Here is an 11,284-nt window from a genome sequence, read left to right as displayed (position 1 = left end):
CCCCGCGGCGCCGCCTTCAAAGCGACGGCAACATGCCAGCATCAAGCCGGCGCCACGGGACCGCCCGGCGACAATGGCCGCCCCGGACGGGCAGCAAACCCAACCACCCCCACCTCATATCGTCTAGCGGATCAAGTTACGAGCGTAATGTTTCCGCCCTGGCCGTCCATTCAGCTCTACTAGGTGTGCCAGCGTTTAGGTGTGCCAGCGTTTAGAAGGTGCGGACTCTGACCGACCATCGGCCGAACGCCGGGCGCGAGTCGAGGAACCCTTCGGCCGTGGGTGGAGTGGCGGGAAAGGTGGGGTCCGAATCAGCCGGTCGCGTCAGGGTCAGCGCCGTGCCTCAACACGTCCGGAAGCTCGTCCACATAAACCGTTTGTGGCGGCTCGAAGTAGATCACCAGCACCTCATCATCCACTGCGAAGCCGCTCGTTTTGTTGAACGGGTGAGCGTGGAAGGCCATGGTGCCGCCAAGGTAGGGCAGCATAACTTCGCCGATGGTGCCGGGTCCGATGCGCCCGGTCACCCGCCCGATCGTGCCTGTCAGGCTCCGGTCAACGTCCTTGTGCATCCGGTGTCCCTATGCGCCCGGTGCTTTGGGTGGGCGCCTGGCTTCTTGGCCGTTCCTGAGCGCGGACGCGAGGGCGGGAAGGTAGTCGCCCGCCTGGGCGAGGATTCCGCCGAGCATCTTGTTGACGCCGTCGCCGCCGTTCAGGACGGTCATCTGGCCCACGTGTGAGAACGGCTCGGCCGCTGCGGCGATGATGGCGGGCATGTTTTCGGCGAGCTGCTGCGATATCACCGCGTCCTGGTTGGTCCCCAAGGCCTCGGCCCGCGCCTTGATGCCGTCTGCCTCGGCCAGCGCCTTGGCCTTGATCGCGGAGGCCGCGGCATCACCCTTGGCCTTGGTGGCCGCGGCTTCGGCCTCGCCGGTGACCTTGGTGGCTCCGGCAGCGGCAGCCGCGGCGGTGGCATTCGCTTGGGCCTGCAGTTCCGTCCGGCGGGCGTTGGCTTGGGCTTCAAGCTCGGTGCGGCGTGCAAGTGCCTCGGCGGCGCTGATGTCGGCCGCTTTCTGGCCTTCCGCGTCGGTGCGCTTGGCGTAGGCTCTGGCGTCGGCGGGTTTCCGGACGGTGGTCTGGAGCTTCTGCTCTTCCCGGTCCGCCTCGAGCTTGGCGACTTCGGTTTCCTGGACCACCACCTGTTGCCGCGCCGTGGCGTCGGCCAGTGGGCCGGCCTGGGCTGCGTTGGCCTTGGCGCGCTCGGCGTTAGCCTGCGCCACCGACTGCCTGATTGCTGAAAGGCTCTGCGCGTCTGCGATCAGCGCCGCGGCCTCCGCTTCCTTCTCGGCTGCTTCACGGTTGCGGGTGGTCTCGGCGATTCGGGCCTCCATCTTCACCTGCGCGATGTGCGGCTTCGCGATGTTCTGGATGTACCCCGTGGGGTCCTGCAGATCCTTGATCTGCAGGGAATCCACCACGAGCCCGAGCTTTTCCATCTCCACGCCGCTGGCGCTGCGGACCTGCGAACCGAGCTTGTCCCGCTCGCGGATGATCTCCTCCATGGTCATGCTGCCGATGATGGAGCGCAGGTGGCCCTCAAAGACGTTATACACCTGGCTTTCCATTTTGGGTTGCTGGCCCAGGAAGCGCCGTGCCGCATTGGCAATGAAGGGCGGGGCGTCGCCGATCTTGTAAATGACCACGCCCTCCACGATTACCTGGATGCCCTGCGAGGTAACACAGGAAACTTTGAGCTCAGTTTCATTCAATGTGAGCGACAAGGTCCGCACCGTTTGGAGGCCGGGAAGGACCAGTGCACCCTTGCCCGTGACGATTTTAAAATCCATCCCGGCCCGGGATTCAATGGTTCCACGGGTCAGCCCGGAGATGATGAGGGCTTCGTTGGGTTCAGCCACCTTCCACATCAGTTTTGTTGCCACCCAAATAAAACCCACGGCAAAAAGCACCGCCAAGATGGTGGCAATAAGCGGGAAGAATGCTGAGAAGTCCGGCATGACCAGGTCCTTTCAAGGGTGTGGAACGGGCATCGCGGCAAAGCCCCAATAAGTGCAGCTGTCCATTCCCGACCGGTCGAAATACGGGTAATTCAGGCCTGCCGGGACAGCTGTTGTAGACAGTCTGATTGGGCCCCGCTCAAGAGTCCATAGCCTGCCTGATATTTGCCTGCTGCAACGGAACTGGCAGACGACGACGGTACCTGGTCTACGTCGTCGGGCGCGCTTGAGGCTCGCCCGGCCGAACGTCAGGGCGCACGAAAAGGACGTTCCCTCAGTTTGCGGAAACTGAGGAAGCGGCGGTCTTTGCAGGGCGGGAAATCACTGGGCGCGATCGCGGGCTTTGGACGCGCTCAGCCGCCGGTGGAACGCAGCTCGGGAGAGAAGTTCGCGCTGGCGCGAACATGGTCGGCCCGGCACGGAAGAGACTCAGGGAGCGCCTGATGGCCGCAGGTCAAGACTTATCTGCATTCCTCGAAGCACTATCTAGAGCTCGTTTACCTGTGGTGGTGTTCGGCGCTGGAATTCAAAGAAGCTCAGGAGGCCGCAGGCTCAGCGGCCAGGCTCGGTGGAGGGCAGATGCTTGCCCGGGATGTTTAGGGCAGACTGGTGGCGTGAACGGAATCCGGTGGGTGCTGCACGTCGATCTCGACCAGTTCATCGCGGCGGTCGAAGTGCTCCGGCGGCCAGAGCTTGCGGGCAAGCCGATCATTGTCGGCGGTCGGGGCGACCCCACGGAACGAGCCGTGGTGTCGACCGCATCCTACGAAGCCAGGGCGTTCGGCGTGGGCTCCGGAATGCCTTTACGCATTGCGGCCCGGAAAGTGCCAGACGCTGTGATCCTGCCCGTCGATCAGGAGGCTTACCTCGCGGCGTCTGAAACTGTGATGGCTACCCTGCGCGCGCAGCCCGGTGCCACCGTGCAGGTGCTGGGTTGGGATGAAGCCTTTGTAGGCATTGAGACAGAGAATCCGGAAGCCTACGCCCGGCAGGTTCAGGCCGCTGTCCTCGAGCGAACGCAGCTGCACTGCAGTGTGGGCATCGGCGACACCCTGGTCCGAGCCAAGGTCGCCACCAGTTTCGGCAAGCCGGCCGGCGTCTTCCGTCTCACTTCCGGAAACTGGCTCGACGTCATGGGCAGTCGGCCCACCAAGGACCTGTGGGGCGTCGGAACCAAAGTGTCGGGCCGACTGGTCAAACTCGGCATCAGCACAGTCGGCGAGCTCGCCGCATCCGACCCGCAGGACCTGGTCCCGGAGTTCGGCCCCAAGATGGGTCCTTGGTACGCGGAGCTCGGACGTGGGGACGGCGCCAGCGTAGTGGATGACACCCCGTGGGTTGCCCGCGGGCATAGCCGGGAGACCACCTTCCAGCGCGACCTGACCGAGCCTGCCCAGGTGGACGACGCCGTGAGGGAGCTGACAGCGCGTGTCCTCGAGGATGTTGTGGCCGAAGGACGGCCCGTGGTTGGGCTGACCCTGAAGGTTCGTTACGCGCCGTTCTCCACCAAGACCCACGCGAGGAAGATTCCCGAGACCTTCGATTGGAACGAAATCCTCACGCAGGTCTTGGACCTCGCAGCCGGAATCGAAGCGGGCCGGTCGATCCGACTCCTGGGCCTGCGGGCCGAAATGGCAATGTCTGACGATGCCCGAAAGGGACATACGCCAACGCGCAGCGGTTGGTGACGGCGTCGCTCCTTTCCTCGGTCGGCCGATCCACCGTTTACAGGGCCATTGAGCGTAGCCACAGCAGGGCAGCCGGGCCAATCCGGCCCTTAAGGCTTAGAGGGTCCCATGTCAGACGGGGAAGGCTGTGGCCCGGTCAGGGTCTGGCTTGCGGCCCAGGCCAGTTGCTGTAGGTCGCGGTGGTAGGAGATCGGAGGGGAGCGGCGCGGGCAGGTGCGCTCGTAGTAGGCGCCGGTGACCTGCTGCAGCTGGGGATCAACGGCCAGGTGCAACGGGCTGGCGGCTCCCTGTTCCGGGGTGAGCAAAGCGCTTTGGAGCAGTCCCAGAAACGGCCGGAACGCTGCCGGGGCGACGTCGCCGATGAGGCCGGTGGCGACCAGGCCGGGGTGGACGGCGTTGACGGTGACGCGGTCAGCACGGAGCCGCTCCGCGAGCACGTAGCCGCACATGAGGGTCAGCAGCTTGGCCCGGGCGTAGGCGGTGAACGGATCGTAGCCCTGCTCGGCGCTAAGGCGCTGCGGAGCTAGGAGATCGGTGGCCTCCAGTGTTACGGGTCGGGGCCGTCGGCGGAGCTTGATCTGGCGGGTGTCGGCCATGGCGGCGGAAACGACGTTGATGACGCGGGAGGGGGACCCGGCTCGAAGCTGAGGCAGCAGTTGTTCGGTGAGGAGGAAGCCGGCGAGGTGGTTCACTGCCAGGTTCATCTCGATGCCGTCCGGGCTGATCTGGTGATGGCGGTAATGCGCTCCGGCGTTGTTGACGAGCAGGTGCACAGCCTGGTGGTGGGCAGCCACCTCCGCGGCGGCGCGGCGCACGTCCGCCTGGACGGCGAGGTCTGCGACGACGATCTGGACCCGCCGGCTGTCGGTCCCTGCCAGCATCTCCCGGACGAGCTCGTCCCCGCTGGTGGCGGTGCGGGTGAGCGCGACGACGGTGGCGCCGGCGCGGGCGAGCTCGGTCGCGATCACCCGCCCCATGCCGCCAGCGGCTCCGGTAACGACGGCGACGCGACCGCTGAGATCAGTGCTCATCGGGCGATCGTCGGCGGGCGTAACTGCTCGTAATAGCGCACTGCTTTGATCGAGACCTGGGCCCGCTCGGCCAACTCACCTATGCGCATTAATACCTCCTGCTCTCACGTTAAACCCTGCCCTTGGGGTCAGAGTCAACTCCGGGCTCCCTCTCCCCTCCACATGTTTCCCGCATGAGGCTCGGCCGACGGAGCGGCTGAAACCAACGGGGCGGCGTTGAGGCTCCGAATCGGCGGCGTACCAGAGGGGAACGCCCTGCGGGATAGGCTCCTCCGATGGCCTTGCGTCCGGGCGTGGCTCGTCATCGCCCTGCGGTTATCAGCGCGCAGATGGAGAGTGACCACTTCAGCCCTCGCCTGTCCTGCTGCGGTCAACAGCTCCTCATGTGTCGGCGACCGAGATGGCGGCCCAGTGCGCTGGTAGAGACCGCGAGCTTCTCAATGTCGACATGAGGCTGATGCGTCGGTCGTGAATAGCGACGCCAATAGCCCGCCCCGACCACCTGATCGCGATCGATGGCCACGTCCAGACATGCATTGGCCTGCTCGAAGCGTCAACTATCTCGCGAAGTAGGTCCACCACTTCGCGAGCGGAAGGCGGCTCCACCCTGTCGCTGTTTGAGCCACAAGCGTCCGCAATAGCGACCCGACCTGCGCGATCAACGCCCGGTCAGCTCGCCTCTTTTGATCTGAAGATATGGATAGGACTTGGTTCCTCGCTCACGACCTTATATCCGCACCACGATCCACAGCGTCACGGTGTCGTGAAGAAAATTTGACTTATGGCTGCCCCACGAATCCTTTTCAGCTGTGCGCTGCCCGCTTAAGCTTGCACAGTGATGGTTCGGGTTGTTCAGACTCGAGGTGCGCGGTTGCCATCGGGTGTGTTGGTGATCGCGGGCCTGCTAGTGGTCGGCCTGATGGTGGTCGCGGGGCGGTATGGGTTTCACCGTGACGAGTATTACTTCGTGGTCACCGGGCAGCATCCGGCGATCGCGGCGCCGGATAATCCGATGCTCGTTCCGTACTTGGCGGCGGGTTGGTATGCGTTGGTTGGCGGGAACTTGTGGGCGTTTCGTCTTCTGCCGGCACTGGCCGCCGGAAGTTACGTGGTGATTGGTGGGCTGATCGGGCGGGAGTTCTCGAGTTCGCGGGCTCATCAGGTTGGCGCAGCCGCAGCAACGGCTTTGCTCGGGATCGTGCTGGCGACCGGGCACTTATTCGGGACCACCGTCTTCGACATGCTCACGACGGCCGCGGCGTTGTGGATGCTGATCCGGGCGTTACGCTCGGATCCGCAGCGTTGGCCGCCGTGGATCGGCTTCGGTGTTCTGACAGGGGTGGCCATGGAGATCAAGGTTCTCGCGGCCCTGGTGATGGTGTGCTGTCTGGCCGGCGTCCTGGTTCTTGGTCCGCGCCGGCCCCTGGCCAGCGTCAAGCCGTGGCTAGCGTCCGTGATCGCAGCGGTACTGGCCGCACCCAACCTTCTTTGGCAGGCCGCCCACGGCTGGCCGCAGCTGACCATCGCCCAGGACATCGCGAGCGGCGGGTCGGGGTCCTCCACGCCCCGCGAGAGTCTGATCCCGGTGACGGCGCTGGAGATCGGGCCGATGATCTGCATTGTGCTGATCATCGGTGTGGTGCGGCTGTTGCGGATGCCCTGGCGGCGTAGCCGGTACGGCTGGCTGGCTGCCGGTTTCCTCATCTTCCTGGCGTTAATGCTTGTCAGTGGCGGTAAGGCGTACTACCCGGCCGCGTTCTATCCGGCGTTGATGGCCGCCGGGGCGGGGCCCGTGGTGGATTGGGCGCGTCGGCGCCCCTGGCGCCGGATCCTAAGTGGCGTGCTGGTGGCTGTCTCGATCATCATCACCGTCGGTCTGACCCTGCCCGTGTTTCCGGTGGGCTCCGCACTGTTCACGGTGGGGATGGGCCCGAACCCGGACATGGGCGAGACCGTTGGCTGGGAGGGGTATATCCGCACGGTGAACACGGTGACCGCAGCGCTCCCGCCTGGGCAGCAATCGCACACGGTCGTTTTGGCATCCAACTACGGGGAGGCGGGCGCGCTCTCTCTTGCCCGAACCGGCGGCAAGACAGCACTGCCGCCGGTGTACTCCGGGGACAACGCCTTCTGGTACTGGGGTCCACCACCGGAGTCGGCGACCGACGCCGTCGTCGTCGGCGACTTCCCGGCAGCGCAACTGCGCACCTGGTACGCCACCTGCACCCTGCGCGCGCGACTGCACAGCCCATCCGGCGTCGACAACTCAGAAGACGGCGCCCCCGTCCAGTGGTGCACCGGACGCACAATGTCATGGACCCGTCTCTGGCCGCAGGTCAACAAACTCGGATAGCACGGGCGGTGCCTGTCAAGAACGGCCGGGGTGTTGAGGACGACGCGTCCTGGTTCGCAACGACGTCCAGTTGGCCCCCGCGCGGCGAGTCCGACGAGTCGGACCCCAACATGGCGTTTGCCGACAGCTGTGACCGTGCGATCGAGACCGGATCCCAACCCAGCTCGGGTGCCGGAGAGGGAACGCTCACCGGGCACCTCGTTACCCGAAAGAAGATCACAGCGAGCGGATGTAGGGGTGGCTTGTGAAAAAGTGAAAAATCGTGGGTTAGCGTTTTATTGGTCGCCGGGGTGGCCTGAATTTGCCGGGTTTGATGTGGTTGGTGCGGGGCCAGGTGTAGTCGCCGGTGAGGTTGATGTGTTCCCACCCAAGGGGAGAGAGGAATCGCAGGGTTTCCGGGGCGGTGGTCGTCTGGTTCTTCGTATCTAGGGTGGTGATGGTGCGGTCGAGGTAGACCGTGTTCCAGAGAACGATGACAGCGGTGAGGAGGTTCAGCCCTGAAGCTCGGTAGCGCTGCTGCTCGAAGGAACGGTCGCGGATCTCCCCGAGGCGGTTGAAGAACACGGCCCGGGCCAGTGTATTGCGGGCCTCTCCCTTGTTTAGCCCGGCAGTGACTTTGCGGCGTAGTTCCGGAAATTGGAGCCAGTCAAGAAGGAAGAGGGTTCGTTCGATGCGGCCAAGTTCCCGCAAGGCCAAGGCGAGCCCGTTTTGGCGCGGGTAAGCGCTGAGCTTTCTCATCATGAGTGAAGCGGTCACCGTGCCGGTCTTGATGGAGGTGGCCAGCCGGAGGATTTCATCCCAATGCGCGGCGATGGTTTTGGTGTTGATGCTTCCTCCGATCAGTGGCGCCAATGTCGAGAGGTCTTGGGCGTTGGTGGGTGCGTAGAGGCGGGTGTCGCCGATGTTGCGGATCCTGGGTGCGAACCGGTAGCCAAGGAGCTGCATGAGCGCGAAGAGGTGATCGGTAAAACCGGCGGTGTCGGTGTAGTGTTCCTGGATTTGCAGTTCGGATTCGTGGTAAAGCAATCCGTCTAGGACGTAGGTCGCATCGCGGTCACCTACGTTGATGAGTTTGCTGTGGAAAGCCGAGTACTGGTCAGAGATGTGGGTGTAAACCAGCCTGCCTGGCTCGGCACCGTATTTGGGGTTCACATGACCAGTGGATTCTGCGTGGCTTCCGGCACGGAATCGCTGTCCGTCCGAGGAGGATGTGGTGCCGTCTCCCCAGTGTCCGGCGAAGGGATGTTTGTGCTGGGCATTGACGAGTTCCGCAAGGCCGGCACTGTAGGTTTCATCTCTAATAAAGGAGGCTTGGTGGCGGTCCAGTTGGGCGTAGGTAACACCAGTGCAGGACTCGGACATTTTCGTCAGTCCGAGGTTGATTCCAGTGAGAAGAAGCTGTTTATCTTTAGAGGGTTGGCCGGATTTGAGGTTGGTGAAATGGCGGGTGAATCCTGTCCAGCCGTCAACTTCCATCAATAGATCGGTGATCCGGATTCGAGGGAACATGGCGCTTGCCTGGTCAATCAGGGGTTGAGCGTGCGCTGGAACGATCGTTTCCAAGGGTGTGATCTTCACACCCTTCGCGGTGACCAGCACACCTGGTAGTTCATCACGGGACGCGAGCTCATTGACCTGGCGCAATCGTTCAGTGAGGAGGCCAAGCCGGTTCTTGAGATACTGTTCACCGCCGTCAGCGGTGACAAGGGGCAGGGCCCCGGCGTTCTTCACTGCCGTGTAATCACGGCCCGACAGGAGATAGTCATCGAAGTCACGGAATTGGCGGGATCCGGTGACCCACATATCTCCGGATCTCAACGCGTTCCTTAGTTCCGTGAGGGCACAGAATTCGTAGAAGCCACGATCTATACCGTCATCGGTGAGCACGAGTGGTTTCCATCGTGGACGGATGAACGATACGGGTGCGCCGTCAGGGACTTTTCTGGCGCCGGTAGTGTTCATGCTCCGGATGACATTGATCGCTTCCAGCAGCTCTTGCGCTGCCGGGGCCGCGTGGAGATCAAGGATGGCAAGAAATGCGGGCGTGTACTGGCGCAGGGTGGTGAATTGGGTGCTGACCAGGGCTAGATGGTCGGTGGCAACTGGTCGGGTCAGATCCTTGGCTTGGGCGATACTTTCGGCCAATGATTCCCAGCCGATAGTGGACTCGATCGCGGCGAAGGGATCTTCACCGTTTTCCCTGGCTTGGAAGAGGGTATCGCCCAGACGTGAATGAAGACGCATCATGGTGTCAACCGTGGAGCGGGACGCCAGGGTGGCCTGATTTTGCTTGTTTTGTGCTGTCCGGATCAGTCGGCCCATGATCCTGTCGTGCAGTTCGATGATCTCGTCGGTGACAGTTGCCATGCCCTCAATAGCCATGGCAAACAATGTTGCGTATCTGCGGGTTGGTTCGAACTTGGACAAGTCAGCCACGGTCATGGATGCGCCTTCACGGGCAAGTTTCAATAGCCTGTTCCGGTGTACGAGTTTGCCTGCTTCCCAGGGAAGGGCAAGTGCACGCCAACTGGACAGTCTGTCGATGTGCTCACGCATGGAGCGGGCGTTGGGTCTCAAGGGCGCCTGCCGAAGCCAGCCGATCTCCGTCAATGAACTATCCACACGGCGCAGTAGCAGCCCATCCAACCGTTTCCGACAATCCGGGGTAAGCTGCTCGCCCAAGGAGGAAAAAATGCCACGGTTTGCCCGGGTAAGAGCCTGGGCGCAGGCACGCTCGATCACACTGATGCCGGGGAGAACAATACTTTTTGATCGCAAGAACTCCAGCGCGTGCTCGACCAACACGGTACCGTTGTCCGTGTTCAAAGCAACCGAGGCGATCTCCTCCACCAAGTTTCGGTACTGGTTGAGTCCAAATGAATCCAGCCCAAGAAAGGCGCGAAGCTCGCGGGAATGCTGCCGTCGTGTCTCTTCGTTTCCACCGACCCCTAGCCAGGCATCAGGTCGTACATCAATTTGCCCAGCTATCCAGGCAATGAAGGCCTCCGGCACCATCGTTTCCTCGGTCAGAACGAAACCTGGGTACCGCAGCAGAGATAGATGAGCCGCGAAACCCAGCTTGTTCCCCTGACCACGACGCTGGCGGACCAGTGACAAATCTGCCTCGCTGAGAGTGTAGTAGGCGGCAAGTTCGTCAGATCCTGCTGGAATGCTCAGCAGCGCATCACGCTCGGCAACACTGAGCATTGGACGAAGAGCCAATTTAGGCCTCCTCGGATGAGGAACGACGCCGCGGACTCAAGCCTGTTTCCTGCCGCAGCGAGCGATAGATAGTGGAGCGGCTGACCCCGAGAACTTCACCGATCTTCTCTACGGTCATCTCTTGCTGCTCATATAGGCGCTTCGCTGTCGTGAGTTTGTCCTTGGTTAGTAAGCCCGGGCGCCCGCCAGTGCGACCACGCGCCCGGGCTGCCGCCAGACCGGCATTAGTCCTTTCCCGGATAAGATCGCGCTCGAACTCCGCCAAAGCACCAAAAACATGGAAGACCAATCGCCCACCAGATGATGTCGTGTCAATGGTCTCCTGCAGCGACTTGAAGCCGATATCACGCTGGTGAAGCACGGTGACCTGGTCAATCAGGTTCCGAAGCGACCGCCCCAAGCGGTCCAATCGCCACACCACCAAGGTATCTCCAGGCCTTATCTGGTCAATAAGCTTGTCCAGCTCGGGACGTGATTCAAGGGACCCCGAAGCCTTATCCGTGAAGATCCGGTAGCAGCCTGCCGCTACCAATGCATCGATTTGAAGCGCTGCATCCTGATCACTCGTCGAAACTCGCGCATATCCCAGAAAATGACCCATCAAGTGAACGTATCAGTACTCGTGAACCAAACAGTAAATTGACACATAGAATCAGACACTGATTTTCGATACAAAAATTGACTCTGAGAACCCTGAAATCCCGCGGTCCAATCCTGACCGCGAAGAGGATCCACCCTTTGTGTCAAAAATGACCGATAACCGGACACCAACAAAACCCCAAAAACGCTAACCCACGATTTTTCACTTTCCCACAAGCCACCCCTGATACTTCGAGGACCAAGTAGTGTGTTGCGCGTCGCAGTGGATGACCGTGGGTGGTCGCGTTGCCTGACGACGGGCCTGATTTTTCTGGGTTTCTTGGTTTGGTCCTTGACGTTCTTCGTTGGCGGCGTCAGGCTGACGACAGGTCCTTG

8 protein-coding genes are annotated in these 11,284 nt (G+C 62.2%); 2 read left to right on the top strand and 6 right to left on the bottom strand.

All coding sequences use genetic code 11. The features are described from left to right. Positions 1-311: 311 nt before the first annotated feature. Positions 312-572, bottom strand: coding sequence for an NfeD C-terminal domain-containing protein (locus QMG52_RS20650; RefSeq protein ID WP_283562296.1), 261 nt, complete (start codon positions 570-572; stop codon positions 312-314). A gap of 9 nt (positions 573-581) precedes the next feature. Next, positions 582-2,015: a flotillin family protein gene (locus QMG52_RS20645; protein ID WP_283562295.1), complete on the bottom strand. Its 1,434-nt coding sequence runs from the start codon at positions 2,013-2,015 to the stop codon at positions 582-584. Between the two features lie 614 nt (positions 2,016-2,629). On the opposite strand from QMG52_RS20645, the gene QMG52_RS20640 reads away from it, so the two are divergent. Next, positions 2,630-3,703 (top strand): DNA polymerase IV, encoded by a 1,074-nt coding sequence (locus tag QMG52_RS20640; RefSeq protein WP_502920586.1) that lies wholly within the window; start codon positions 2,630-2,632, stop codon positions 3,701-3,703. Between the two features lie 89 nt (positions 3,704-3,792). On the opposite strand, the gene QMG52_RS20635 is transcribed toward QMG52_RS20640, so the two are convergent. Continuing rightward, entirely contained in the window at positions 3,793-4,734 is a 942-nt protein-coding gene (locus QMG52_RS20635; RefSeq protein ID WP_283562294.1) for an SDR family NAD(P)-dependent oxidoreductase, read from the bottom strand. Further along, positions 4,731-4,823 carry a MerR family DNA-binding transcriptional regulator gene (locus QMG52_RS22495; protein WP_502920585.1) on the bottom strand — a complete coding sequence of 31 codons (93 nt, stop codon included), beginning with the start codon at positions 4,821-4,823 and terminating at the stop codon, positions 4,731-4,733. The genes QMG52_RS20635 and QMG52_RS22495 overlap by 4 nt, the downstream gene beginning before the upstream one ends. Positions 4,824-5,623: 800 nt before the next feature. On the opposite strand from QMG52_RS22495, the gene QMG52_RS20630 reads away from it, so the two are divergent. Then, the gene (locus QMG52_RS20630; protein ID WP_283562293.1) at positions 5,624-7,087 is read left to right on the top strand and encodes a glycosyltransferase family 39 protein; all 1,464 of its coding nucleotides are present in this window, start codon (positions 5,624-5,626) and stop codon (positions 7,085-7,087) included. 267 nt (positions 7,088-7,354) lie between these two features. On the opposite strand, the gene QMG52_RS20625 is transcribed toward QMG52_RS20630, so the two are convergent. Both QMG52_RS20625 and QMG52_RS20620 read right to left on the bottom strand, forming a co-directional pair. Then, positions 7,355-10,309 (bottom strand): Tn3 family transposase, encoded by a 2,955-nt coding sequence (locus QMG52_RS20625; protein ID WP_283562292.1) that lies wholly within the window; start codon positions 10,307-10,309, stop codon positions 7,355-7,357. Between the two features lies 1 nt (position 10,310). After that, positions 10,311-10,910, bottom strand: a complete 600-nt coding sequence (locus tag QMG52_RS20620; protein ID WP_283562291.1) for a recombinase family protein — start codon at positions 10,908-10,910, stop codon at positions 10,311-10,313. Between the last annotated feature and the right edge of the window lie 374 nt (positions 10,911-11,284).

Source organism: Paenarthrobacter sp. PH39-S1, assembly GCF_030063245.1.
GTDB lineage: Bacteria > Actinomycetota > Actinomycetes > Actinomycetales > Micrococcaceae > Arthrobacter_M.
The sequence above is the reverse complement of the archived record's forward strand: the minus strand, read 5'-3'. Positions and strand labels throughout refer to the sequence as shown.

Bases quoted from the DNA above. Each gene is read 5' to 3' on its own strand.
- QMG52_RS20645 (WP_283562295.1), bottom strand. From the start codon at position 2,015: ATGCCGGACTTCTCAGCATTCTTCCCGCTTATTGCCACCATCTTGGCG.
- QMG52_RS22495 (WP_502920585.1), bottom strand. From the start codon at position 4,823: ATGCGCATAGGTGAGTTGGCCGAGCGGGCCCAGGTCTCGATCAAAGCA.
- QMG52_RS20650 (WP_283562296.1), bottom strand. From the start codon at position 572: ATGCACAAGGACGTTGACCGGAGCCTGACAGGCACGATCGGGCGGGTG.
- QMG52_RS20620 (WP_283562291.1), bottom strand. From the start codon at position 10,910: ATGGGTCATTTTCTGGGATATGCGCGAGTTTCGACGAGTGATCAGGAT.
- QMG52_RS20635 (WP_283562294.1), bottom strand. From the start codon at position 4,734: ATGAGCACTGATCTCAGCGGTCGCGTCGCCGTCGTTACCGGAGCCGCT.